This is a genomic window from Phocaeicola paurosaccharolyticus JCM 15092 (assembly GCF_000613805.1).
GTDB classification, from domain to species: Bacteria; Bacteroidota; Bacteroidia; order Bacteroidales; family Bacteroidaceae; genus Phocaeicola; species Phocaeicola paurosaccharolyticus.
On the sequence record NZ_BAJR01000024.1, the window covers coordinates 1 to 25,921 of the forward strand.

The 25,921-nt window shown below is 38.8% G+C and carries 23 protein-coding genes; 21 read left to right on the plus strand and 2 right to left on the minus strand.

What is annotated here, in order from left to right; genetic code table 11:
* Positions 1-31: 31 nt before the first annotated feature.
* The 21 genes from JCM15092_RS10160 to JCM15092_RS10250 all read left to right on the plus strand — a co-directional run bounded on the left by JCM15092_RS10160 (position 32) and on the right by JCM15092_RS10250 (position 22,935).
* Positions 32-1,378, plus strand: a complete 1,347-nt coding sequence (locus tag JCM15092_RS10160) for an MFS transporter (protein WP_024994563.1) — start codon at positions 32-34, stop codon at positions 1,376-1,378.
* Positions 1,379-1,427: 49 nt separating this feature from the next.
* Positions 1,428-2,582: a galactokinase gene (gene galK / locus JCM15092_RS10165; RefSeq protein ID WP_024994564.1), complete on the plus strand. Its 1,155-nt coding sequence runs from the start codon at positions 1,428-1,430 to the stop codon at positions 2,580-2,582.
* A 151-nt stretch (positions 2,583-2,733) separates the two neighbouring features.
* On the plus strand, positions 2,734-3,879 hold the full coding sequence (locus JCM15092_RS10170) for an aldose epimerase family protein (RefSeq protein WP_024994565.1): 1,146 nt from the start codon (positions 2,734-2,736) through the stop codon (positions 3,877-3,879).
* A 25-nt stretch (positions 3,880-3,904) separates the two neighbouring features.
* The gene (locus JCM15092_RS10175; RefSeq protein WP_024994566.1) at positions 3,905-5,650 is read left to right on the plus strand and encodes a sodium:solute symporter; all 1,746 of its coding nucleotides are present in this window, start codon (positions 3,905-3,907) and stop codon (positions 5,648-5,650) included.
* A 56-nt stretch (positions 5,651-5,706) separates the two neighbouring features.
* A complete protein-coding gene (locus JCM15092_RS10180) occupies positions 5,707-6,384 on the plus strand; it encodes an NUDIX hydrolase (protein ID WP_024994567.1) in 678 nt (225 codons plus the stop codon).
* Positions 6,385-6,410: 26 nt separating this feature from the next.
* Positions 6,411-7,100, plus strand: coding sequence for an L-ribulose-5-phosphate 4-epimerase (locus JCM15092_RS10185; RefSeq protein WP_024994568.1), 690 nt, complete (start codon positions 6,411-6,413; stop codon positions 7,098-7,100).
* Between the two features lie 32 nt (positions 7,101-7,132).
* A complete protein-coding gene (araA, locus tag JCM15092_RS10190) occupies positions 7,133-8,662 on the plus strand; it encodes an L-arabinose isomerase (RefSeq protein ID WP_024994569.1) in 1,530 nt (509 codons plus the stop codon).
* Positions 8,663-8,762: 100 nt separating this feature from the next.
* A complete protein-coding gene (locus tag JCM15092_RS10195; RefSeq protein WP_024994570.1) occupies positions 8,763-10,361 on the plus strand; it encodes a xylulokinase in 1,599 nt (532 codons plus the stop codon).
* Positions 10,362-10,471: 110 nt separating this feature from the next.
* Complete coding sequence (locus tag JCM15092_RS10200; protein WP_024994571.1) at positions 10,472-12,481, plus strand: transketolase family protein; 2,010 nt, start codon at positions 10,472-10,474, stop codon at positions 12,479-12,481.
* Complete coding sequence (rpiB, locus tag JCM15092_RS10205) at positions 12,481-12,921, plus strand: ribose 5-phosphate isomerase B (RefSeq protein ID WP_024994572.1); 441 nt, start codon at positions 12,481-12,483, stop codon at positions 12,919-12,921. The genes JCM15092_RS10200 and rpiB overlap by 1 nt, the downstream gene beginning before the upstream one ends.
* 211 nt (positions 12,922-13,132) lie before the next feature.
* Positions 13,133-14,224 (plus strand): DUF4468 domain-containing protein, encoded by a 1,092-nt coding sequence (locus tag JCM15092_RS10210; RefSeq protein WP_024994573.1) that lies wholly within the window; start codon positions 13,133-13,135, stop codon positions 14,222-14,224.
* 339 nt (positions 14,225-14,563) lie between these two features.
* Positions 14,564-14,848, plus strand: a complete 285-nt coding sequence (locus JCM15092_RS10215; protein WP_024994574.1) for a tetratricopeptide repeat protein — start codon at positions 14,564-14,566, stop codon at positions 14,846-14,848.
* Between the two features lie 10 nt (positions 14,849-14,858).
* Positions 14,859-15,086: a 4Fe-4S binding protein gene (locus JCM15092_RS16915; protein WP_084488540.1), complete on the plus strand. Its 228-nt coding sequence runs from the start codon at positions 14,859-14,861 to the stop codon at positions 15,084-15,086.
* 12 nt (positions 15,087-15,098) lie between these two features.
* Positions 15,099-16,181 (plus strand): 3-methyl-2-oxobutanoate dehydrogenase subunit VorB, encoded by a 1,083-nt coding sequence (locus tag JCM15092_RS10220; protein ID WP_024994575.1) that lies wholly within the window; start codon positions 15,099-15,101, stop codon positions 16,179-16,181.
* Between the two features lie 6 nt (positions 16,182-16,187).
* Positions 16,188-16,355, plus strand: coding sequence for a hypothetical protein (locus JCM15092_RS17300; RefSeq protein WP_185091812.1), 168 nt, complete (start codon positions 16,188-16,190; stop codon positions 16,353-16,355).
* Between the two features lie 19 nt (positions 16,356-16,374).
* Complete coding sequence (locus JCM15092_RS10225; RefSeq protein ID WP_024994576.1) at positions 16,375-17,139, plus strand: thiamine pyrophosphate-dependent enzyme; 765 nt, start codon at positions 16,375-16,377, stop codon at positions 17,137-17,139.
* 12 nt (positions 17,140-17,151) lie between these two features.
* Complete coding sequence (locus JCM15092_RS10230) at positions 17,152-17,694, plus strand: 2-oxoacid:ferredoxin oxidoreductase subunit gamma family protein (protein WP_024994577.1); 543 nt, start codon at positions 17,152-17,154, stop codon at positions 17,692-17,694.
* Between the two features lie 95 nt (positions 17,695-17,789).
* Positions 17,790-19,886: a putative porin gene (locus tag JCM15092_RS10235; protein WP_024994578.1), complete on the plus strand. Its 2,097-nt coding sequence runs from the start codon at positions 17,790-17,792 to the stop codon at positions 19,884-19,886.
* A 4-nt stretch (positions 19,887-19,890) separates the two neighbouring features.
* Positions 19,891-20,709 (plus strand): transporter substrate-binding domain-containing protein, encoded by an 819-nt coding sequence (locus JCM15092_RS10240; RefSeq protein WP_024994579.1) that lies wholly within the window; start codon positions 19,891-19,893, stop codon positions 20,707-20,709.
* 69 nt (positions 20,710-20,778) lie between these two features.
* A complete protein-coding gene (locus JCM15092_RS10245; RefSeq protein ID WP_024994580.1) occupies positions 20,779-21,768 on the plus strand; it encodes a Gfo/Idh/MocA family protein in 990 nt (329 codons plus the stop codon).
* A 15-nt stretch (positions 21,769-21,783) separates the two neighbouring features.
* Positions 21,784-22,935 (plus strand): DUF4421 domain-containing protein, encoded by a 1,152-nt coding sequence (locus JCM15092_RS10250; RefSeq protein WP_024994581.1) that lies wholly within the window; start codon positions 21,784-21,786, stop codon positions 22,933-22,935.
* A gap of 108 nt (positions 22,936-23,043) precedes the next feature.
* Here JCM15092_RS10250 and JCM15092_RS10255 read toward each other — a convergent pair whose 3' ends face one another.
* Entirely contained in the window at positions 23,044-24,645 is a 1,602-nt protein-coding gene (locus JCM15092_RS10255; protein ID WP_024994582.1) for a hypothetical protein, read from the minus strand.
* A 21-nt stretch (positions 24,646-24,666) separates the two neighbouring features.
* Complete coding sequence (locus JCM15092_RS10260; RefSeq protein WP_024994583.1) at positions 24,667-25,917, minus strand: hypothetical protein; 1,251 nt, start codon at positions 25,915-25,917, stop codon at positions 24,667-24,669.
* Positions 25,918-25,921: the final 4 nt, after the last annotated feature.

Genomic DNA, 25,921 nt, shown 5'->3' on the forward strand with positions numbered 1-25,921 from the left:
CCAAATAATTAAATAAATACCTTTAATAAAAATGAACAATCAAGCAAAGAATGGCAATCTTATAGCCATTATCACAATGTTTTTTCTTTTTGCCATGATATCATTCGTAACGAATCTGGCTGCTCCATTCGGTACAATCTGGCGTAACGCATACGAAGGTTCTAACGTACTCGGTATGATGGGTAACATGATGAACTTCCTTGCATACCTATTCATGGGTATACCTGCAGGTATTATGCTTACAAAAATTGGATACAAAAAGACAGCGCTTATCGCTATGGGTGTTGGTATCCTTGGACTTTTCATACAATACCTTTCTAGCATCTTCGGTGCTACAACATCTCTTTTCGAACTTGGAGGATTCACTATCCAATTAAACTTTGTGATATATCTTCTTGGTGCATTTATCTGCGGTTTCTGCGTATGTATGCTTAATACTGTTGTTAACCCAATGCTTAACCTTCTTGGTGGTGGTGGTAACAAAGGTAACCAACTTATACAGTCAGGTGGCGCATTAAACTCACTATCAGGCACTCTTACTCCTCTTTTTGTAGGTGCTCTTATCGGCACAGTAACTTCTAAGACTGCTATGTCGGATGTTGCTCCTCTTCTTTTCATGGCTATCGGAGTATTTGTTTTGGCATTCCTTGTAATCCTATTCGTTTCAATACCTGAGCCTCATATGCATAAAGGCGGCAATGCTGCTAAAGCTAAATTTTCTCACAGCCCATGGAGCTTCCGTCACACTTTATTAGGTGTAATCGGTATCTTCTTCTATGTAGGTATTGAGATTGGTATCCCTGGAACATTGAATTTCTATCTTGCTGACTCTTCTTCAAAAGGTGCAGGTCTTTTAGAGAATGGTGCTGCTATCGGTGGTGCCATTGCAGCTATTTATTGGTTGTTAATGTTAGTAGGACGTACAGCAAGTAGTGCTATCAGTGGCAAAGTATCTAGCCGTACACAGCTTATCGTTGTGTCAGCAACAGCTATAGTATTTATTCTTATCGCTATCATGACTCCAAAAGAGACTACAATCTCTATGCCTGGTTATAGTGTAAGCGAGGGATTCAAGATGGCTCAAGTTCCTGTAAGTGCCCTATTCCTTGTACTTTGTGGTCTTTGCACATCTGTAATGTGGGGAGGTATCTTCAACCTTGCAGTAGAAGGTCTTGGAAAATATACAGCTCAAGCTTCAGGTATCTTCATGATGATGGTTGTTGGTGGTGGTATCATGCCACTTGTACAGCAGTTCATCTCTGATGCATATGGATATATGGCAAGCTACTGGTTGGTAATCGCTATGTTAGTATACCTATTGTTCTACGGACTTAAAGGTTGTATTAATGTAAATAAGGATATTCCTGTAGAAGAATAATCTTAAAAGGACTAAATAATCTCTAATAGTAATATACAAATTAAATATTATGGATATAGAATACGTAAGAAGTAAATTCCAAAAACATTTCAATGGTGAGGCAGGATCAGTTTATGCATCTCCAGGTCGTATTAATTTGATCGGTGAGCATACAGACTACAATGGAGGATTTGTTTTTCCGGGAGCTGTAGATAAAGGTATGGTCGCAGAGATCAAACCTAATGGTACTGACAAAGTACGCGCATACTCTATAGACCTTAAAGACTACACAGAATTCGGTCTTAATGAAGCTGACGCACCTCATGCAAGTTGGGCAAGATATATTTTCGGCGTATGCCGTGAGATGATTAAACGCGGAGTTGAAGTGAAAGGTTTTGATACAGCTTTCTCTGGCGACGTACCTTTGGGTGCCGGAATGTCATCTTCAGCTGCATTGGAAAGTACATATGCTTTTGCTTTGAATGAACTGTTCGGTGATAACAAAATAGACAAGTTTGAACTTGCAAAAGTTGGCCAGGCTACTGAACATAACTATTGCGGAGTAAACTGCGGTATAATGGACCAGTTCGCTTCTGTTTTCGGTAAAGCAGGACATCTTATCCGCCTTGATTGCCGTTCATTGGAGTACCAATATTTCCCTTTCAACCCAAAAGGTTACAAACTTGTTCTTCTTGACTCTGTAGTTAAACATGAGCTTGCATCTTCAGCATACAACAAACGCCGTCAGAGCTGCGAGAGCGCTGTAGCTGCTATAGCAAAAAAATATCCAAATGTAGAATTCCTTCGTGACTGCACTATGGATATGCTTAATGAGGCTAAAGCCGATATTTCTGAAGAGGATTACAAACGTGCTGAGTATGTTATTGGAGAAATCCAGAGAGTACTTGATGTATGCGATGCTTTGGAAAGAGGCGACTACGAAACTGTTGGACAGAAAATGTTTGAAACTCACTACGGAATGAGTAAACTATACGAAGTAAGTTGCGAGGAGTTAGACTTCCTCAATGACATTGCTTTCGATTGTGGCGTTACCGGTTCTAGAGTTATGGGTGGTGGATTTGGTGGTTGCACTATAAACTTGGTTAAAGACGAGCTTTATGAAACATTCATAAAGACTGCTAAAGACAGATTCAATGAGAAATTCGGTCATTATCCAAAAGTATATGACGTTGTAATAAGCGACGGTTCTAGAAAGCTTATCTAATAAGCTAGATAAAAATATAATAAAGCTGCTATCAAATTGCTGATAGCAGCTTTTTTTATGTTGCAAAACATAGCGTATTATAGACACTATACAGAATTAAGTGTTACTTTTACACCATTAATTCTTAATAAAGCCTTTAATAATGAGAAACATTAACAAATTTACATTAATTGCCTGTATAGCAATAGCAATGTTAAGCAGTTGTACAGCTCAAAAAAGCAACGAAAATCTTACTGAATCAGGTTTAAATCCTGCAAAGTTCGACACTATCATTGATGGTACTAAAGCAGTAAAACTTTACACTCTCAAAAACGAGAATGGTATGGAAGTTTGCGTAACAAACTTCGGAGGAAGAATTGTTTCAATAATGGTTCCTGACAAAGCTGGAAAGATGCAGGATGTAGTCCTTGGCTTTGATAATGTTGCAGATTATATTAATGTGCCAAGCGATTTTGGAGCATCAATAGGAAGATATGCAAACAGAATCAATAAAGGTATAATAGTAATTGATAATGACTCTATCCAACTTCCACAGAATAACTTCGGACACTGTCTGCATGGTGGACCAAAAGGATGGCAGTATCAGGTATACGAGGCTAAACAAATTAATGACCAGACTTTAGAACTTACTATGAACTCAGCTGATGGCGACCAAAATTTCCCTGGAAACGTAGTAGCAAAAGTTACATATAAACTTACTCCCGATAACTCTATAGACATCAGCTATAGTGCAACAACCGACAAAAAGACTGTGATAAACATGACAAACCACTCTTACTTCAACTTAAGCGGTGATGCATCTACACTATCTACAGACAACAAACTATTTGTTAATTCAGACAGCATCACTCCTATTGACAGCACATGCATGACTTCTGGCGAGATGATGGCTGTAAAAAATACTCCATTCGACTTCTCTACTGAGAGAGCTATATCAGAGAAGATTGGCGACACAACATGTGAACAGATTAAGAACGGTAACGGATATGACCACAATTGGGTCTTAAAAGATAAAGGCAACATCAATGTATTGGCTGCTAAATTAACCAGTCCAAAGAGTGGAATCACATTGCAAGTTTATACAAATGAGCCAGGTATTCAAGTCTATACAGGTAACTTCCTTGATGGAACTGTAAAGGGTAAAAAAGGTATTGTTTACCAACAAAGAGCTGCAGTATGTTTAGAGACTCAGCACTACCCAGACTCTCCTAATAAACCACAATGGCCATCTGTAATCCTTGAACCAGGAAAAACATACACTAGCCACTGCATTTACAAGTTTAGTGTAGAGAAATAAATTATTAACTAAAAAAATAAATATTATGAATTGGAATTCGAATGAATTCATATGGTTGGACTGGGCAATTCTTTTTGTCGGTATCTTAGCCATTGTTTGGGCGATATATTACGCCATTATGAAAGACAAAAAGAAAATGAAAGGTGCTGATAGCCAAGATTACCTTTTCGGTAAAGGTGAACCTTGGTATATTATCGGTGCTGCTATATTTGCTGCCAACATCGGTTCTGAACATTTAGTAGGTCTTGCTGGAACAGGTGCAAAAGACGGTGTAGGTATGGCACATTGGGAAATGCAAGGTTGGATGATTCTTATTCTTGGATGGTTATTCGTACCATTCTATCAACTATTGAACAATAAGTTGGGTAAAATTATCACAATGCCTGACTTCTTAAAATTCCGTTACACACAACGTACCGGTTCTTGGTTGTCAATCATCACATTGATAGCATATATATTGACTAAAGTATCTGTAACTGCTTTCACAGGCGGTATCTTCTTTGAATATCTTATTGGCTTGCCATTCTGGTATGGTGCTATAGGTTTGATTGTTATCACAGCTATATTTACCGTATTTGGTGGTATGAAGGGTGTTATGACACTTTCAGCTATTCAAACTCCTATTCTTATCATTGGTTCATTCTTAGTATTGTTCCTAGGTTTGATGAAATTAGGTGATGGCAGCATTACTGAAGGATGGTCTCAAATGATGGCTGTATGTAAAGAAGCACACGATGGTTTTGGTACTACTCACATGTTCCATACGGATGTTAACGATCCAATGTACCCACAATTCCCAGGATATGTAGTATTCCTTGGTGCTTCAATCATCGGTTTCTGGTATTGGTGTACTGACCAGCATATCGTACAACGTGTACTTGGACAGCAAAAAGGTGAATCAAATGATGTAGTTATGAAGCGTGCACGTCGTGGTACTATCGCTGCTGGTTACTTCAAATTGTTACCTGTATTCATGTTCTTGATTCCTGGTATGGTGGCTTATGCTCTTGCACAAAAGTCTGGTAGTGGTATCGTTATGGACATCACTAATACTCACGATACTGACGGAGCTTTTGCTATGATGGTTAAGAACATTCTTCCTGCCGGCGTTAAAGGTATTGTAACTATCGGATTTATCTGTGCATTAGTAGCTTCATTGGCTGCATTCTTCAACTCTTGTGCTACATTGTTTACTGAAGATTTCTACAAACCAATGAAGAAAGGCATGAGCGAAAGCCATTATGTATTGGTTGGTCGTATCGCTACAGTAGTTGTAGTACTTTTGGGATTGGCATGGATGCCTATCATGATGGGTATGGGTAACTTATACTCTTACCTACAAGATATTCAATCATTGATTGCTCCTGCAATGGTGGCTGTATTTACACTTGGTATATTCTCTAAGAAAATCACTCCTAAGGCTGGTGAATGGGGACTTATCGGTGGCTTCTTAATTGGTATGGTTCGTCTTCTAACAAACGTAATTACTGAGTCAGGTAAAGCGGTGATGGATGGAGCATTTTGGGAAAACACAACTTGGTTCTGGCAAACAAACTGGTTGATATTCGAAGTATGGTTGTTAGTATTCTTGATTGTTGCTATGGTTGTGATATCATTCTTCACACCGGCACCTACAGCTCAACAAATTGAAGCTATCACATTTACAAGCGACTACAAGCAACTTATCAAACAGAGCTGGAACAAGTGGGATGTTATCGCGTCATTAGGTGTTATCATTCTTTGCGTTCTCTTCTACTGCTACTTTTGGTAAACTATCATGGAGGGAGGTATCTCCCTCCAAATATATAATAACAAAGTAATAGCCTAATGAGGACATATTATAATGTCAACCCCAAGTTCTATTTATCTGTCGATTGTATAATTTTTGGGTTTGACAAAGGAGAACTAAAACTTCTTTTATTAAAACGAAATTTTGAACCTGCTAAAGGCAAATGGTCGCTTATGGGAGGTTTCGTACAGGAGGAAGAGAGTGTTGATGATGCTGCCAAGAGGGTTTTGGCAGAACTTACAGGGCTAAATGATGTTTTCATGGAACAAGTAGGGACATTCGGTGATACAAACCGTGATCCCGGAGAGAGAGTTATATCCGTAGCATATTATGCTTTGATAAACGTAAATGAATATGACAGAGAGCTTGTCCAGAAACACAATGCCTATTGGGCTAAGATAGATGAATTGCCAACACTTATTTTTGACCATGAGGAGATGGTGCACAAGGCTCGTGTAATGATGAGACATAAAGCATCCGATACTCCAATTGGATTTAACCTCTTACCTGAGCTGTTCACTTTATCACAATTACAGAGTCTCTACGAGGCAATATATAGTGAACAGATTGATAAAAGAAATTTCAGAAAACGTATATCCGAAATGGATTTTATAGAGAAAACTGAACTTATTGATAAACAAAATTCCCGACGTGGAGCTTATCTATACAAGTTTAATGATAAGGCTTACAGTAAGGAACCTAAATTCAAATTGTAACTTAAGTTACTAATAGCATTAAGATTATGTTAGAGGCACTAAAAGAAAAGGTATTTCATGCAAATCTAGATTTAGTAAAGCATGGACTAGTAATATTTACATGGGGAAATGTTTCAGCTATAGATCGTGAAACCGGACTGGTTGTTATCAAACCTAGTGGAGTTTCATATGATGATATGAAAGCTGAAGATATGGTTGTGGTAGACCTAAACGGAAAAGTTGTTGAAGGTTCTCTTAAACCATCTTCCGACACTCCTACTCATCTTGAAATATACAAAGCATTCCCTGAAGTTGGAGGAGTAGTTCACACCCACTCTACATATGCAACTGCATGGGCACAGGCAGGATGTGACATACCTAACATAGGTACTACACATGCCGACTATTTCCACGATGCAATTCCTTGCACTGAGGATATGACTAAAGAAGAGGTTGAAGGTGCTTATGAACTTGAAACAGGAACAGTGATTATTAAGCGCTTCAAAGGTTTGAACCCTGTTCACACACCTGGAGTACTAGTTAAAAATCATGGTCCTTTCTCATGGGGTAAAGATGCAAACGACGCCGTTCATAATGCTGTTGTTATGGAACAAGTTGCAAAGATGGCTAGTATTGCATACTCTGTCAACCCAAATCTAACAATGAACCCACTGCTCATTGAAAAACATTTCAATCGTAAACATGGTCCTAATGCATATTACGGACAAAATAAATAGATCACATTTCAAACAATTAAATTACATAAATCATGGAAAAAGCTTTTTCAAATTATGAAGTCTGGTTCGTAACAGGAGCTCAGCTACTTTACGGAGGCGATGCAGTTATCGCAGTAGATGCACACAGTAATGAAATGGTAGCAGGTTTGAACAATTCCGGCAAATTACCTGTAAAAGTAGTATACAAAGGAACAGCAAACTCTTCTAAAGAGGTAGAATCTATATTCAAAGCAGCAAACAATGATGAGAAATGTGTTGGTGTAATTACATGGATGCACACTTTCTCTCCTGCTAAGATGTGGATTCACGGACTTCAACAGTTGAAGAAACCTCTTATGCATTTTCATACTCAGTTCAACAAGGAAATTCCTTGGGATACAATGGATATGGACTTCATGAACCTTAACCAATCTGCTCACGGCGATAGAGAGTTCGGACATATCTGTACTCGTATGCGTATCCGCAGAAAAGTAGTTGTAGGTTACTGGAAAGATGAAGAGACTCTTCACAAAATCGCTGTATGGATGAGAGTATGTGCTGGTTGGGCTGACTCACAGGATATGCTTATCCTTCGTTTCGGTGATCAGATGAACAACGTTGCTGTAACAGATGGTGACAAAGTTGAAGCTGAAGAACGTCTTGGATACCACGTTGACTACTGTCCTGTAAGCGAATTGATGTCTTACCAGAGCAAGGTTACTGATGATGAAGTTGACGCTCTTGTTAAGATCTACTTCAAGGAGTACGATCATGATGCTTCTTTGGAAGATAAATCTACTGAAGCTTACAAGAAGGTTTGGAACTCAGCTAAAGCAGAGTTGGCATTACGTGCTATACTTAAAGATAAAGGTGCAAAAGGTTTCACAACAAACTTCGACGATCTTGGCCAGACAGATGGAAGCCATTTCGATCAGATTCCTGGACTTGCTTCACAGCGTTTGATGGCTGAGGGTTACGGATTCGGTGCTGAAGGTGACTGGAAGTCTGCTGCACTTTGCCGTACTGTATGGGTAATGAACCAAGGTCTTCCTAACGGTTGTTCATTCCTTGAAGACTACACATTGAACTTCGACGGTGCAAACAGCGCTATCCTTCAGTCTCACATGTTGGAAATCTGTCCACTTATCGCTTCTAGTAAACCACGCTTGGAAGTACATTTCCTTGGCATAGGTATCCGCAAGAGCGAGACAGCTCGTCTTGTCTTTACATCTAAGACAGGTATGGGATGTACAGCTACTGTTATCGACCTTGGAAACCGTTTCCGTCTTATCGTTAACGATGTTAAGTGCATTGAGCCAAAACCATTACCAAAATTGCCAGTTGCATCTGCACTTTGGATCCCAATGCCTAACTTCGAGGTAGGTGCTGGAGCATGGATACTTGCAGGTGGTACTCACCACTCATGTTTCTCATACGATCTTACTTCAGAATACTGGGAAGATTATGCTGAGATAGCTGGTATCGAGATGGTACATATCAATAAAGATACTACAATAAGCTGCTTCAAGAAAGAACTTCGCATGAACGAAATATACTACATGCTAAATAAAGCTCTTTGCTAATTTGAAGATATAATTATAGATAAAAAGTGCCGGACAATAATGACCGGGCACTTTTTATCTTATATTTTTTATAGTAACACCTTAAATTATCGGTTCCAATATGAAATTAGATGCAAAATCAACCATAGAATCTGGTAAAGCTATTCTTGGTATTGAGTTCGGCTCAACAAGAATAAAAGCTGTTTTGATAGACCAGGAAAACAAACCTATCGCTCAAGGAAGTCACACATGGGAGAACCAGTTTGTTGACGGACTTTGGACATACAGCATCGATGCTGTATGGAATGGTTTGCAAGATTGCTATTCTGACTTACGTGCAAATGTAAAGAAAGAGTATAACACAGAGATAAAATCATTGGCAGCAATAGGTATCAGCGCAATGATGCACGGTTATATGGCCTTCAATAAAAATGAAGAGATATTAGTTCCTTTCCGTACATGGAGAAATACTAATACTGGTGAAGCTGCTGCTGCACTTTCTGAACTCTTCGTATTCAATATTCCATTGAGATGGAGTATCTCTCACATATATCAGGCTATCCTTAACAACGAGAAGCATGTAGGTGAGATAAATTTCCTAACTACACTTGCCGGTTACGTTCATTGGCAACTTACAGGTGAAAAGGTATTAGGTATCGGAGATGCTTCTGGTATGATTCCTATCGATCCAGTGACAAAGAACTACTCTGCAGAGATGGTAAGCAAATTCGAGAAACTTGTTGCTCCAAAAGGATTCAGCTGGAAACTCTCAGACATACTTCCAAAAGTATTAAATGCAGGAGAAAATGCTGGTATGCTTACTGAGAAGGGTGCTAAACTGCTTGACGACTCAGGAAATCTTGCTGCGGGAGTACCTTTGTGTCCACCTGAGGGTGATGCAGGAACAGGTATGGTTGCAACAAATGCAGTTAAACAGCGTACTGGTAATGTTTCAGCAGGAACATCATCATTCTCTATGATTGTTCTTGAAAAAGACCTTTCAAAACCATACGAAATGATTGACATGGTTACAACTCCTGATGGAAGTCCTGTTGCAATGGTACACTGTAACAACTGTACATCAGATCTTAATGCTTGGATTAACATATTCAAGGAGTACCAGGAATTACTTGGCATACCTGTTGATATGAACGAAATTTTCAGCAAGCTATACAATAATGCTCTTGCTGGTGATGCTGACTGTGGCGGACTTTTATCATACAATTACATTTCAGGAGAACCTGTAACAGGTGTAGCCGATGGTAGGCCTTTGTTCATACGTTCAGCAAACGATAAATTCACTCTAGCTAACTTCATGCGCGCTCACCTTTATGGTTCAGTAGGCGTCCTGAAGATTGGTAATGACATACTTTTCAATGAAGAGAAGATTAAAGTAGATAGAATAACAGGCCATGGTGGACTGTTCAAGACTAAAGGTGTAGGGCAGAAAATACTTGCTGCCGCTATCAACTCTCCTATCTCTGTAATGGAGACAGCAGGCGAAGGTGGTGCCTGGGGTATTGCTCTTCTTGGTGCCTATCTAGTAAATAATAGTGACTCTCTATCACTTGCAGATTATCTAGACAATAAAGTTTTTGCAGGTAATAAAGGAATAGAAATCGCTCCAGATCCTAAAGATGTAGAGGGTTTCAACGTCTATATAGAGAACTACAAATCTGCTTTGCCTATCGAATCAATTGCCTCACAATATAAGAAGTAGGCAAAAAGAGTGCTATTACGTATTGCTAACTAAATATGAAGAGTTATCTTTGCAAAAGTTTTTAATATGAAGATAATTCATTCTATTTTGTAATCAAAATTCTATTACATATGAACGAAAAGAAAGTTATGAACCTTGCAGCAGACAATATCCGTATCCTAGCTGCATCAATGGTAGAGAAGGCAAATTCCGGACATCCGGGAGGTGCAATGGGTGGAGCAGATTTTATCAATGTGCTCTTCTCTGAATTCCTAGTATACGATCCAGAGAACCCACGTTGGGAAGGACGTGACCGTTTCTTCCTTGATCCAGGTCACATGTCACCAATGCTTTATTCAACTTTGGCTCTTACCGGCAAATTCACAATGGATGAATTGTCTCAGTTCCGTCAGTGGGGAAGCCCAACACCAGGACACCCTGAAGTTGACATAATGCGTGGCATTGAAAACACATCAGGTCCTCTTGGACAGGGACACACTTTTGCTGTTGGTGCTGCTATAGCTGCTAAATTCCTAAAAGCTCGCCTTGGTGAGGTTATGGATCAGACTATATATGCATACATCTCTGACGGTGGCGTTCAGGAAGAGATTTCTCAGGGTGCTGGACGTCTTGCAGGTCACCTTGGGCTAGACAATCTCATCATGTTCTATGACTCAAACGACATTCAGCTATCTACAACTACAAAAGATGTAACAAGCGAAGATGTTGCTAAGAAATATGAGGCTTGGAAATGGAAAGTTATTGAAATCGATGGTAACGATGCAGACAAGATCAGAGAAGCTTTGAAAGAGGCTAAAGCTGTTAAAGGTCAACCAACATTGATCATCGGTCACACAATAATGGGTAAGGGTGCTCGTAAAGAGGATAACTCTAGCTTCGAAAACAACTGTGCTACTCATGGTGCACCTCTTGGTGGTGAAGCATATGTTAATACAATCAAGAACCTTGGTGGTGATCCAACAAAACCATTCCAAATCTTCGCTGAAGTTGAAGAACTTTATGCTAAGAGAAAAGAGGAATTGAAAGCTATCGTAGCTAAGAAATATGCTAAGAAGGCAGATTGGGCTAAATCAAATCCAGAACTTGCTGCTAAACTTGAGCTTTGGTTCTCAGGTAAGGCTCCAGAAGTTAATTGGGATGCTATTGAGCAAAAACCAAACTCTGCAACACGTGCTGCTTCTGCAACTGTACTTAGTGCTTTGGCTACTCAGGTAGAGAACATGATTGTTTCTTCTGCTGACCTTTCAAACTCTGATAAGACAGATGGATTCCTAAAAAAGACTCATGCATTTAAGCCAGGGGACTTCTCTGGAGCATTCCTTCAGGCAGGTGTATCTGAACTTACTATGGCATGCTGCTGCTTAGGTATGGCTCTCCATGGTGGTGTTATCGCTGCTTGCGCTACATTCTTCGTATTCTCTGACTACATGAAACCAGCTATCCGTATGGCTGCATTGATGGAGTTGCCAGTTAAATTTATCTGGACACACGATGCATTCCGTGTTGGTGAAGATGGTCCTACTCATGAACCAGTAGAACAAGAAGCACAGATCCGTTTGATGGAGAAATTGAAAAACCATAAGGGACACAACTCAGTTCTTGTTCTTCGTCCTGCTGATGCAGAGGAGTCAACATGGTCTTGGAGACTCGCTATGGAGAACATTTCAACTCCTTCAGCACTTATCTTCTCACGTCAGAATATTACAAACCTTCCAGCAGGTAATGACTACTCACAGGCTGCTAAGGGTGCGTATATCGTTGCCGGTTCAGACAACAATCCTGATGTAATCCTTGTTGCTTCAGGTTCTGAAGTATCTACTTTGGAGGCTGGTGCTGAACTATTGAGAAAAGAGGGTGTTAAAGTAAGAATCGTTTCTGCTCCATCTGAAGGTCTCTTCCGCAGTCAAAGTAAGGAATATCAGAATGAAATACTTCCTAAAGGTACTAAGATATTTGGTCTTACTGCAGGTCTTCCAGTTAATCTTGAAGGTCTTGTAGGAGCTAATGGAAAAGTATTCGGTTTGGAATCTTTCGGTTTCTCTGCTCCTTACAAAGTACTTGATGAGAAATTAGGCTTTACAGCTGACAACGTATACAAACAAGTTAAAGAGATGTTATAATGAAAAAAGTGGGAATAGCATCCGATCATGCCGGATTCGAGCTTAAAGAGTTTGTAAAAAAATGGCTCGAAGAGAAGAATTACGAATATAAAGATTTCGGAACTTGTAGCACTGAGAGTACAGATTATGCCGATTACGCTCATCCACTGGGATATGCTATCGAAGAGGGGGAATGTTACCCTGGAGTAGCAATCTGTGGTAGTGGTGAAGGTATAAGCATGACGCTCAACAAACACCAAGGTGTAAGAGCTGCATTATGCTGGATTCCTGAGATTGCACATCTAGCACGTCAACATAACGATGCAAATGTGCTTGTTATGCCAGGAAGATTCATTGATACTGAAATGGCATCCAAAATTCTTGAGGAGTTCTTTAATACATCTTTCGAAGGTGGACGTCATGCAAAAAGGATTGCCAAAATACCATTAAAGCAATTATAATTTTTATAACACTATAATGAATGAGGGTTACTTAAGAAGTTAAGTAACCCTCTTCTTTTTTTATTATCTCAGCTGAATAAAATTAATAATCCATTAACATAAAGAGTTGTTGATGATGATTAACATAATATAAAAAGATATTTAATCTCCTGAGGGAAAAGATATAAAATTATATTTGTATATATTTGCTATGAATTTAAAGAGTTATCCTATGAAAAAACTGATTCTTATTTTTTGCGCGATCATTCCAATATTATCTTGGGGACAGAGTGATAAAAAATATCTTGAGCCTTTACAAACAATCGATGGTAAGATAAATTTCAGCACCCAGATAAAAGCTCCAACTATATCACGTCAGGTCTTGTATGACATCCTGTATAAATGGGCAGATGAAAGATATAAACCTGATCAGAAGATGAATGCCAGAATAATTTTTACAGATAAAGATAAAGGCACTATTATTGTTTCTGGAGAAGAGTATATGGTTTTCTCAGCCTCTATGCTTTCACTCGACAGAACAAGAATATACTATCATCTGCAGATTGATTGTTCATCGGAGAAAGTGAAGCTTCAGATTAGCAGAATAAAATATTGGTATAATGAAGATCGCGATGGCGGAGAAAGGTATAAGGCGGAGGAGTGGATATCAGATAAGAATGCACTCAACAAGGCAAAAACAAGACTTCTTCCAATAAGCGGAAAGTTCCGTCGTAAAACTATAGATCTCAATGACGAACTGGTTAAATCTGTTCAGACTAGAATAGGTGAATATCTGCTCTCTAAGAACGGCAGAGAAGATACTACTCCTAAAATTATAGTTACATCGGACACACCTTCTGAAGTTCCTTCAGCGGCACCAGCAGTAACAACAGCTGTAGCTCCTAATCAACCAAGCGTTGAGCAGAAAGTTGTGGCAATGAACGCTGATCCTAAAGTTAACGAAACTAAACTCTCAGACGAAAATATTATAGCTTCAGCCAACAGAATTACAATCACATCAGGCAATGATGAGCAGTTCGAGATTGGTAAGGAGTCATGGGGAGGTCTCGGAAATCTATTTGGGAAAGATGTTACATTCTGCCTTATTGATACTCAGAAGACAATGGCAAATATGTTACTCTCTCAAAACGATTCATATACCATATCTTTCTATATTAAAGAAAAAACCGAAGCTGCTTTGGTAATTAAATGTAAGAAGATAAGCACTCAGACAATAAGCGGAGAGGAAGCAAATAAAATGAATTCCAATAACAGTAATTCTAGGAAATACAATATGTATGTAGGAGAGCTCGTAAAAGAATAATCATTATAATTCTTACAAAAATAAAAGCTGCTTATAGTAATGAACTATAAGCAGCTTTTGTCTTTCAGCAGAATCCCCCTACTCTATGCTCAATGTTGGGTATATTCAAAATCAATAATTATAGAATACCTTAGTACTAAGCCACATAATTCAAGAAAAAAACAATAAAGAATATTATAATGTCAATTATTTACATTATGTTATTATTATAAATATATATGTGTCAAATTAGAATAAATTGGCGCTATTATCTTTTTCTAGTCTATTTTTCACTTCTTATACAAATAATATTGCAAATAAAGTATATCTTTGCATAAACACAGTGAAAAGGATTGTTTTATGAAAAGTCAATTTTCAGGAATAAAGGAACTTGTAGAAAATTTAGATTCAAAGAGTGTGGTTGAAAAACTGAACGAACTATTATCGGATCCCAATTGCTGCTATAAAAAAGACGAGCTATACTACACCCTAGGAAATGTATATCGTAAACAGGGTGATTTTCAAATGGCTCTGAACAACTACCTCGAAGCAATCTCCATTAATCCGGAAAGTCCGGCTGTTCACGCTCGTGAGATGTTAATGGACATACTGAATTTCTATAACAAAGACATGTATAATCAATAAAATAATACCTATGGCTAAAATCAAAGGTGCAATTGTAGTAGATACGGAACGTTGTAAAGGATGCAATCTTTGCGTCGTAGCATGCCCGTTAAATATCATTTCATTATCGACAAAAGAGGTTAACAGAAAAGGTTACACATTCGCCGAACAGTTAATCGAAGATACTTGTAACGGATGTGCATCGTGTGCAACTGTATGTCCAGACGGATGTATCACAGTTTATAAAGTAAAACAATAATCAAGTTTAAATATGGCAAAAGAAGTAGTTTTAATGAAAGGTAACGAAGCCATAGCACGTGCAGCGATCAGAATCGGTGTTGACGGCTATTTTGGCTATCCTATTACCCCACAGTCAGAAGTCTTGGAGACACTTGCCGAAGAAAAACCTTGGGAAACTACAGGAATGGTAGTTATTCAAGCAGAGAGTGAAGTTGCAGCCATAAACATGGTGTATGGTGGCGCTGGCGCAGGAAAAATGGTAATGACATCTTCATCTAGCCCAGGCGTAAGTCTTAAGCAAGAGGGTATATCATATATTGCCGGAGCTGAATTACCTTGTCTGATTGTTAATGTTATGCGAGGAGGGCCTGGTCTTGGAACAATCCAGCCAAGTCAGGCCGATTATTTCCAGACTGTAAAAGGTGGCGGACACGGTGACTATCGTCTTATAGCTCTTGCCCCAGCTTCAGTTCAAGAAATGGCTGACTTTGTAGGCTTAGGTTTCGAACTTGCTTTCAAATATCGTAATCCTGCCATTATCCTTGCCGATGGTGTTATCGGTCAGATGATGGAAAAAGTGATATTGCCAGAACAGAAAAAACGTCTTACTGATGAAGAGGTTCTAGCTCGTTGTCCATGGGCTGCCACAGGAAAAAATAAAAATCGTAAACCAAATATAATTACATCACTTGAACTCGACCCTGCTGAGATGGAGAAACGTAACATCAATCTTCAGAAGAAATATGCAGAGATTCAAGAGAATGAAGTTAGATTTGAAGAGGTTGAGTGCGAAGATGCAGAATACCTCATCGTAGCATTCGGTTCTTCTGCACGTATAGCTCAGAAAGCTATGGAAACAGCTAGAGCAGAGGGTATAAAGGTTGGATTACTCCGCCCTATAACCCTATGGCCTTTCCCATCAAAAGCTATCGCTGAACGTGCAAAACAAGTTAAGGGAATTCTCTCTGTCGAACTCAATGCGGGCCAGATGGTAGAAGATGTACGTCTTGCAGTGGAATGTAAGGTTCCAGTAGAGTATTTCGGAAGATTAGGAGGTATAGTTCCTGATCCTGACGAGGTAGTAGCTGCACTTAAAGAAAAACTTATAAAATAAGATTTCATGAACAGAGACAGTGTAAGAAACGTATTGAATATACTATTTATGGTATTAACCGTTATAGCTATTGTTACCTATTTCGCTGCTGACGATTTCAAGACATTCATATATGTTTGCGCAGTAGCGGTAGTAGTAAAAGTAGTTGAGTTCATTTTACGCTTCATGTGTTAATGTATAGGAGAAGTAACTTATGACAAAAGAAGAAATAATAAAAGCCGAAAATCTGGTTTACAAGAAACCTACTTTAATGAATGACAATCCTATGCATTACTGCCCTGGATGTAGTCATGGAGTAGTACACAAACTTATCGCGGAAGTTATTGAGGAGATGGGTATGGAAGACAAAACTGTAGGCGTCTCTCCTGTAGGATGCGCAGTATTTGCATACAATTATCTTGATATTGACTGGGAGGAAGCAGCTCACGGACGTGCACCTGCTGTTGCTACAGCTATCAAACGTCTATGGCCTGACCGTCTGGTATTCACATACCAGGGTGATGGTGACCTTGCCTGCATTGGTACTGCTGAGACAATTCATGCTCTTAACCGTGGTGAGAATATAACAATAATATTCATCAACAATGCCATATACGGTATGACAGGTGGTCAGATGGCTCCTACTACTCTAGTTGGTATGAAAACAGCCACTTGCCCTTACGGTCGTGATGTGACAATTCATGGTTATCCTCTTAAGATGACTGAGATTGCTGCTACTCTTGAAGGTACTGCTTATGTTACACGTCAGTCTGTACAGTCTGTTGCAGCTATTCGTAAAGCAAAAAAAGCTATTCGCAAAGCTTTCGAAAACTCAATGCAAGGAAAGGGTTCAAACCTTGTAGAGATTGTCTCAACTTGTAACTCAGGTTGGAAGATGAGCCCTGCAGCATCAAACCAGTGGATGGAAGAACATATGTTTCCATTTTATCCATTGGGTGACTTAAAAGACAAAGAATAAAACTCAGAAATTATGAAAGAAGAAATTATTATAGCCGGTTTTGGCGGACAAGGAGTTTTGTCAATGGGTAAGATTCTTGCATATTCAGGATTGATGGAGGATAAAGAGGTTACTTGGATGCCTGCTTACGGACCTGAACAGAGAGGTGGAACAGCTAACGTAACTGTTATTGTTAGCGACGAGCGTATTTCATCTCCTATTTTGAGCAAATATGATACTGCTATTATACTTAACCAACCATCATTGGAGAAATTCGAGAGTAAGGTTAAAACTGGCGGTATCTTGATTTACGATGGATACGGAATCATTGACCCTCCTAAGCGTAAGGATATCAAGATATTCAGAATTGATGCCATGGATGAGGCAAACGAAAGAGGTATGGCTAAAACATTCAACATGATTGTACTTGGCGGACTTCTTAAACTACGTCCTATAGTATCTATTGAGAGTGTTTTAAAAGCCCTTAAGAAAACATTGCCTGAACGTCATCATAAACTTATACCTATGAACGAAGAGGCAATACGAATTGGCATGGATATTATCAAGGAACAGTAACAGATATTTATCATCAGTTATATACAAAAAAGGAGAATCATTCTTAATACAGATTGTTTCTCCTTTTACTTTTATATTGTATATTTGCCAACATTATGAGAAGAATTCTTACTCTATTTTTCATGCTGTGCATCTCTGCAGTGATGCTGCATGCTCAGCTAACAACAGGGAACGACAGATATGGTTCATCTTCAAGCGGGTTGGACAGGGATAAATATGACCGAAATGGTAACCCTATAGACAGTTCCAAGGTAAACGATGCCAATACAATTCCTATAGGTCTTTATGCATGGAAAGTTGATACACGTTTAGGTAACGTGAACTATGTTCCCGTAGATACTCTTCAAGAGGGATTCCAAAATTCAAACGATACAGGTGGAGATTTGGGGCAATACAACTTCCTTGGTAACCTTGGCTCACCACGTATTTCAAGACTCTTTTTTCAGAGAAAAGATCATACTCAGGCATTCTTTACTGATCCATACGATTTCAGCGTCAAACGCCCTGAGACTATTCAGTTCTTAAACACTCTCTCTCCGTTCGCAAACTTATCTTATTGGTCCGGAGGCTCTGGAGCCAACTCAGAAGAGAGATTTAAATCTTATTTCTCTGTAAATGCCAACAAGAAATTTGGAATAGGCTTCTATATAGACTACTTATACGGACGCGGACAATACGCTAATCAATCTACTGCTTTTTTCAATGGAGGACTCTTTGCAAGCTATTTGGGTGACAAGTACAGCATGCATGCACTATTAAATACAGAGAACCTGAAGATGGCAGAGAATGGAGGTATAGCCGATGACAGATATATTACTAACCCTCTTGATATGGCAGAGGGTAAGAAACAGTATGCTAGTTACGATATAGCTACTAAATATAACCAGATATGGAACCGTAACTATGGCAATCATGCTTTCATCTCACACAGGTATAACCTCGGTTTCTACAGAGAAAAAACGGATACAATCCAAAAAGACTCTGTAATAACCGTAAAGAGTTTTGTTCCTGTTACAAGCTTTATCCATACACTTCAGATAGATGATAACTCGAGAAATTATATATCATACGATGATACACAGAACCAGAAATATTTCGAACATAACTATCTTGGTAGTGACTCTATAAATAAGATAAAAAGCCTTATTGTCAAAAATACTTTCGGAATATCTCTTCTTGAAGGTTTCAACAAATGGGCTAAAGCTGGTCTCACTGCTTTTGTAAGCTATGAGATGCGGGACTTTACACTTCAAGATACTATTCCGGGAGAGACGAGGAGAGGAAAGGCATCATTCAAAGAAAATAATCTATCCATAGGTGGTGTACTGTCAAAAAAAGAGGGAAATACCCTTCACTATAACGTACTTGGAGAGTTGACACTTACCGGTGAAGATTCAGGACAATTCAATATTGAAGGGCGAGGTGACATGAACTTCCGTCTCTTTGGTGATACGATACAGTTAGGTGCAGAGGCATATATAAAGAACCTCAATCCTGTCTTCTATATGCGTCATTTTTACTCTAAACATTATTGGTGGGATAATAATGACCTATCAAAAATTATGAAGACCAGAATTCTTGGAACATTGAAATCCAAGAAGCTTGGCACAGAGATTATGGTTGGCGTGGAGAATATAAAGAACTACACATATCTCGCTAATACAAGTATAGTAGCACAAGATGGGAACGGAGATTATTTCAAGAATAATGCTGAGGTAAGACAGCAGAGCAAGAATATTCAGGTTTTCTCGGCTGTACTAAACCAGAAATTGAGAGCTGGCATATTCCATCTTGACGGTGAGGTAGCATATCAGAAATCTAGCGACAACGAAGTTCTTCCTCTTCCTGATCTATCAGTATATGGTAATTTATATATCAAGACAGACCTAGCAAAGAAAGCCATGCAACTTGAGCTTGGAGCAGATGTAAGATATTTCTCAAAATACTATGCACCTGATTACTCTCCGGTTATTGGTCAATTCTACACACAGAATCCGAACGAGAGAATTGAGATAGGTTCATTCCCTGTTGTCAATGTATATGCAAATATTCATCTTAATAGTTTCAGATTCTTTATAATGATGAACCATGTCAATCAAGGTTCAGGAAAATCTAATTATTTCCTTGCGCCACACTATCCTATCAATCCAAGAATGTTAAAGTTTGGCGTTTCATGGAGCTTATTCGATTAAGGATATGATAATCAAGAGAAAGAACTTAATTTACATTGCTGCAGCAATTATATTGATTGCTTCCTTCGTCATCCGAGGACTATCTACTTCTTCTGTTCACCCACGTGAATATAAGGAGATTGAGAAGTCCGGAGTATTGAGAGCTGTTACAGAATATAATTCTGTAAGCTATTATGTAGATGGGGATACATTAGCCGGATTCAGCTATGAATTGCTGAAGAGATTTGCTGAAGCTAAAGGTCTTAAACTTGAGATTACTCCTGAGATGAGTTATGAGCAGAGACGACTGGACCTGGAAAAGGGAAAGTATGATATCATTGCAGATAACAATGTTACTACAAGTGAGTTAAAGGATTCACTACTCTTTACAAGACCTATCATATTAAACAAACAGATTTTAGTACAGAGGAAAAGAGAACTTGTAAGCGATTCAATCTATATTAGCACTCAGTTGGATCTATCAAAGAAGACATTGAATGTGGTAAAAGGATCTCCGGCAATAAGCCGCATACACAATCTTAGTAATGAAATTGGTGACACTATAAATATCCACCAGATAGATAAATATGGCCAAGAACAACTTCTTGCTCTTGTTGCTTCAGGCGATATAGATTATGCCGTTTGCGATGAGTTCATAGCTAAGGCCTCACTAAAAGATTTTCCACAACTGGACATATCTACCCCTATCAGTTTCACACTGTTCTACTCATGGGGTATAAACAAGAAATCAAAGACTCTATTAGACACTTTAGACACCTGGCTAAACCACTTCATTACTACAAAAGAGTTCGAAGAGCTGAACCGCAAATACTACAATAAGTAACTTTTTTGCTAATCATATTATTTAGAATTAATATCTTTGTATATTAAAAAGATATAATAATATAACAATATGGAGAAGTTAAAGAGTGTAAGGTGGGGTTTCATTGGCTGTGGTGAGGTTACAGAGAAAAAAAGTGGGCCCGCATTTCAGTTAATTGAGGGCTCTAAGGTTGTTGCCGTAATGAGCCGTGACAAAGAGAAGGCCGAATCATATGCTAGACGTCATAACATCCCGAAGTGGTATACCGATGCTCAGGAACTTATCGGTGATGAGGATGTAAATGCCATCTACATTGCTACGCCTCCATCATCACATGCGACCTATGCCATAATGGCTATGAAGGCCGGAAAGCCTGTATATATTGAGAAACCGATGGCAGCTACATACGAAGACTGCGCAAGGATTAACCGAATATCTGCTGAAACAGGAATACCTTGCTTTGTGGCCTATTATAGAAGATACCTTCCATATTTCCAGAAAGTACGCGACCTTGTAAATAGCGGAGAGATAGGTAATATTATCAACGTACAGATTAGATTTGCTCAACCTCCAAGAAACTTGGATTATAATACTAAGAACCTTCCTTGGAGAGTTCAGCCTGTTATTGCAGGAGGAGGCTACTTCTATGACCTTGCACCTCATCAGCTTGATCTTCTTCAGGATATGTTTGGTTGCATACTCGAAGCAGAGGGTTATACAAGCAACCGAGGCGGACTATATCCTGCTGAAGATACTGTAAGCGCATGCTTTAGGTTTGAATCGGGATTGCCAGGTTCAGGATCATGGTGTTTTGTTGCACACGAATCTGCCAAAGAGGATAGGATTGAAATTGTAGGTGACAAGGGTATGATATGTTTTTCAATATTTACCTTCGACCCAATTGCTCTCCATACAGAAAGAGGAAGAGAAGAAATATTACCTCCTAACCCACCTCATGTACAGTTGCCACTTATAAAGGCTGTAGTAGAGCATCTGCAAGGAAAAGCTATATGCACTTGCGATGGCATAAGCGCTACCCCTACAAACTGGGTTATGGACAGAATTCTGAATAAACTATAAAGCATCATACTATATATGAGGCCATTTCGTAAGGTATATATTTCAGCAATGATATTATGTTTCTTCTCGACTGTTTCAGCTCAGGAGGTAACAAAAGATTCTATTACTGATAATAACTTTAAAGGGTTCATAACCGAAGTAACCGACGGAATGGTAGGAACAGTAAGAGAAACAGGGAGGACAATACGACGTATGGGTAAGGAGTTTAATGATATAGATACCACATTTATATCACCTAACCTGTACAACTTTGCCTTCATGTTACAACATACCTCCTCATACGAGGAGTATAGATTCGGTACCTATTCAAAAAATAGAGGACAGAGCCTGACTTTCGCACCGGATGTGAGCTATAAGCTGGGAGTTTATTTTGGATGGAGATGGATTTTCTTGGGATACACATTCGATGTAGGTGAACTGTTCGGAGGTTCCAAGCAGAAAATTTCAAAAAAAGAGTACACGCTGAGTTTATATAGTTCAAAGTTTGGAGTTGACATGTATTACAGAGAGACAGGAAATGGCTCCAAGATTCGTTCTGCAAGAGGATTTAGTAATGGAAATAGTGTAGAAGACGTTGATTTCAATGGAATACGAAGTGATATAAAGGGTGTAAATGCATACTGGATATTCAACTATAAGCACTTCTCATACCCATCTGTATATAGCCAGTCGACCAACCAAAGGAGAAGTTGCGGCTCACTTATGGCTGGGTTCTCTTATTCACAGCATAAGGTATCTTTCGACTATACGCAACTCCCAACAGTGCTGCAAAATGACCTTGATGATGCTTTGAAGTTCGACCAAGTTAAATATTCCGACTATAGCATCAACATTGGCTATGGATACAACTGGGTCTTCAAAAAGAACTTTGTAGCCAACCTCTCTCTTCTTCCAGCCATAGGATATAAGAAATCAAGGATAAATGGTAGCTTAGCAAGCAGTAATCATTGGATTCAAGATATAAACTTCGACCTTATCACGCGTTCGGGAGTGGTATACAACAATGCAAAATATTTCGTTGGACTATCATTGTTGATTCATACATACAACTATAAAAAGCCATCATTCTCAATTACCAACTCTTTTGGCTCACTTAATTTCTATATGGGTTTCAATTTCTGGAAGAAACAGGCGTATAAAAGTAAGATGGATAAGAAAAATAAATAGTAAAAATTAAAATCACCCATATAGCTTAAACTATATGGGTGGATTTTTTATGAGCAAAGTTGCTCAAATTAGACTAATCTTATAATTTTAAAAAACACAATGTACTTATTAGAATTTAGCACCTAAAGTTAGTAACAGCTGATTTCTTGAATTAGTCACTTTTGTTGCAGGCAGATCTACATTGTCGAATGCATAGAAATCTGATTTATAATAATCATACTTGTAAGCTAAATCAGCATAGAAAGTATTGCCTCTGTAACCAAGTCCAAAAGTGAATGTATTCTTATCTTTTGTATTGTTGAAATCGGTATCTGTTCTTGTGTCATTCCAGTTCAATGTCTTATATGCTTTATCACTGAATGCAGCAGTAGATAGATTATAACCGGCACGCAAACTAAACTCAGGAACAATCTTAGCTTCAAGACCTAAGCGAAGAGTACTTACTCCCTTAAGATCCTCTGAAATGGCATAGTTTGCTATTTCCATGTCAGCTCCATCATCATATTTAAGTTTTGCAGCTGAATAGTCTGAATATTCATATTCAGCACCAATAGCAAGTATGTTAGATACTGTAGTACCCATACTGAAATTGAACTTCCATGGAGTAACCAACTGATAGTCTATGCGAATATCACCATTATTGGTATAGTCAGGAGAATACTCTTCCACACCCTCAGGATTTCCAAGCACACCATTATTCATATAAGCTATATTAGAGGTGATATCTGCATAATGGTAGTCCGATAGATTATACCATGTAGGAGTATGTATAGCTAAGCCTACTCTGAATGGTGAATCTTCAAAAGGACGTGCAATGAAACCAAGTTTCAGATCAACACCGGAACCTTTAGTCTTAAACCAATTTGTCAATTCATAATATCCTTGATTACCATTATCATCAAATATATCTTCTGTATAGTATGAGAACTTCTTGTAGTTCACATCGTATGCTCCCAATGTAATACCTAGATAGTATCTATCTTCAATATTAAAAGAGACATTGAAATCGTACTCACTTATTCCACCCTCTTCACGGCTGGTGAACTTATTAAGGTCACTATTCCATCCGATAGGCAAATTAGTTTTACTGCTTACTCCAACAAGGTCTGTTCTAACACCCATTACTCCAAGATAAGGATATTGAGTATTATCCATATAAGGATTTTTTGAGTTATAAATTGCGTCAACCTCATTTGCCCATGTATCACTGTTCATTCCATACGTATCGAAACAGTTCTGCAGAGTATTAACCATCTGCCATGTCTGAGAAAGACCCTGAGGATTTCCACCTGCCACAAATTGTCTGTTGAAGTTCTTATTCTTTTTATAGTTGAATCCAAAGTTCACATATCTCAGGCTGGTATTGTTACCAATTTTGTTGCTATAAACAAAACCTACCTGATCGAATGAGAAGCGAGTTTTGTCATCTTTCAGCATAGTACCATTGAATGTTGCCTCATTCGATGAATTATTTGCTCCAAAAGATACAGCGAAGTCATTGCTCCTATATATACCGATACCTGCAGGGTTTGTACCCATAACCGAAAGATCTCCACCAAGAGCGCCCATAGCTCCACCCATACCTACGAAACGGGCTGTTCCATTAAGTTCTGTTCCAATAAGACGTTCAGCATCGAATTGTGTCTGAGCAGCCATTCCCAATGACATCATCAAAGAGAAAGCGCAAAGTATATTTCTTTTACTCTTCATAATTATCAAGTTTAATTTAGATTATCTTCTACGTGCACCACCACCACCGGATGAAGAGCTTGAACTTCCACCACTGCTCTGATAGCTTCCACTACTACCACCACTACTGCTACTTCTGAAGCTGTTGCTACTGCCGCTACTCTGATAACTGTTTCTTGATGAGTTGTAGCTACGTTCGCTATTGTATGAACGGTTCATAGCATCACTACCTCCTTCACGTACACTGCTTCGTGTGCTGCTTGGCCTTGAGTATGATGATTCGCCTCTATTCATGCTCGGGCGAGTATATGATGAAGATGGATAAGTTCTATCACCTCTTACACTGTTTTCTATTCTTGTAGAATTAATATCTCTACTTGGCTGAACAGTTCTTTGTGGTCTTACAGAGTAATTGTTATCACTGCTGTTAACTACTCTACCAGATACACGGCTACCGGAAGTCCTATAATTCACGCCATCTACTGTTCTGGATGTTCTATCAGGTCTGTAATCAGCTCTACGGTTATCATATACGCCATTACCATTTCTTATGTTTGAACCTATATTAGGTCTTCCCCAATTGTGGTAACCACCGTATGAAGGGCCTCCCCATCCGTAGTTTCTTCCATAGTCCCAACCATAACCCCAGCCGTAATTCCAACCATAGTTCCATGATGGATAGTACCAGTTATTATACCATGGTGAATACCAGTTATAACTCATTCCCAAACCTCCTCCATAAGGATAGTTCCATCTCCAATCCCACCACAAGCGATTAGAAAATGTTGGGAAAGCATATGCATAGAATCCGTCATCGTATACGTTCCAATCCCATGAATTTAGTGTATATACCACATCCCAGTATAGAGGAGAGCTTATTGGAATAGCATAAAACGGATTTCTGAATCTTACGATACGCATTGCATATTCGTAATCATCCTGACTACCTTCAAAGCCATTTACCCATTCACCTCTTTCTCCATATGGTTTTTCTTCAATATAGAGTGTATCGTTGTCCATAACGAAGTTATTGTCTTTAGATGAATAGCGACGATTATATTCATCCACGTCTCTTACTCTTCCGGATGCATCTCTTACAACGACCGGAGCATTATTGCTTGAATAATTTTTATTATTATTCTTTGGTATCACCTGGTCAACTGTCTGAGTTGTAGTAACCCTATTTTCAGTCTTCTTCTTGGGAATGAAATAAAGGTCGTCGTCACTACTCTGTGCCCATGACAGATATGGCAGGCAAGCCAATATAAGCGAAGCTAAAACAATCTTTTTCATATTA

Bases quoted from the DNA above. Each gene is read 5' to 3' on its own strand.
- rpiB (WP_024994572.1), top strand. From the start codon at position 12,481: ATGAAAAAAGTGGGAATAGCATCCGATCATGCCGGATTCGAGCTTAAA.
- JCM15092_RS10250 (WP_024994581.1), top strand. From the start codon at position 21,784: ATGAGGCCATTTCGTAAGGTATATATTTCAGCAATGATATTATGTTTC.
- JCM15092_RS10195 (WP_024994570.1), top strand. From the start codon at position 8,763: ATGAAATTAGATGCAAAATCAACCATAGAATCTGGTAAAGCTATTCTT.
- galK (WP_024994564.1), top strand. From the start codon at position 1,428: ATGGATATAGAATACGTAAGAAGTAAATTCCAAAAACATTTCAATGGT.
- JCM15092_RS10255 (WP_024994582.1), bottom strand. From the start codon at position 24,645: ATGAAGAGTAAAAGAAATATACTTTGCGCTTTCTCTTTGATGATGTCA.
- JCM15092_RS10230 (WP_024994577.1), top strand. From the start codon at position 17,152: ATGAAAGAAGAAATTATTATAGCCGGTTTTGGCGGACAAGGAGTTTTG.
- araA (WP_024994569.1), top strand. From the start codon at position 7,133: ATGGAAAAAGCTTTTTCAAATTATGAAGTCTGGTTCGTAACAGGAGCT.
- JCM15092_RS10215 (WP_024994574.1), top strand. From the start codon at position 14,564: ATGAAAAGTCAATTTTCAGGAATAAAGGAACTTGTAGAAAATTTAGAT.
- JCM15092_RS10245 (WP_024994580.1), top strand. From the start codon at position 20,779: ATGGAGAAGTTAAAGAGTGTAAGGTGGGGTTTCATTGGCTGTGGTGAG.
- JCM15092_RS10235 (WP_024994578.1), top strand. From the start codon at position 17,790: ATGAGAAGAATTCTTACTCTATTTTTCATGCTGTGCATCTCTGCAGTG.
- JCM15092_RS10225 (WP_024994576.1), top strand. From the start codon at position 16,375: ATGACAAAAGAAGAAATAATAAAAGCCGAAAATCTGGTTTACAAGAAA.
- JCM15092_RS10260 (WP_024994583.1), bottom strand. From the start codon at position 25,917: ATGAAAAAGATTGTTTTAGCTTCGCTTATATTGGCTTGCCTGCCATAT.
- JCM15092_RS17300 (WP_185091812.1), top strand. From the start codon at position 16,188: ATGAACAGAGACAGTGTAAGAAACGTATTGAATATACTATTTATGGTA.
- JCM15092_RS10175 (WP_024994566.1), top strand. From the start codon at position 3,905: ATGAATTGGAATTCGAATGAATTCATATGGTTGGACTGGGCAATTCTT.
- JCM15092_RS10160 (WP_024994563.1), top strand. From the start codon at position 32: ATGAACAATCAAGCAAAGAATGGCAATCTTATAGCCATTATCACAATG.
- JCM15092_RS10240 (WP_024994579.1), top strand. From the start codon at position 19,891: ATGATAATCAAGAGAAAGAACTTAATTTACATTGCTGCAGCAATTATA.
- JCM15092_RS10210 (WP_024994573.1), top strand. From the start codon at position 13,133: ATGAAAAAACTGATTCTTATTTTTTGCGCGATCATTCCAATATTATCT.
- JCM15092_RS10180 (WP_024994567.1), top strand. From the start codon at position 5,707: ATGAGGACATATTATAATGTCAACCCCAAGTTCTATTTATCTGTCGAT.
- JCM15092_RS10220 (WP_024994575.1), top strand. From the start codon at position 15,099: ATGGCAAAAGAAGTAGTTTTAATGAAAGGTAACGAAGCCATAGCACGT.
- JCM15092_RS16915 (WP_084488540.1), top strand. From the start codon at position 14,859: ATGGCTAAAATCAAAGGTGCAATTGTAGTAGATACGGAACGTTGTAAA.
- JCM15092_RS10200 (WP_024994571.1), top strand. From the start codon at position 10,472: ATGAACGAAAAGAAAGTTATGAACCTTGCAGCAGACAATATCCGTATC.
- JCM15092_RS10185 (WP_024994568.1), top strand. From the start codon at position 6,411: ATGTTAGAGGCACTAAAAGAAAAGGTATTTCATGCAAATCTAGATTTA.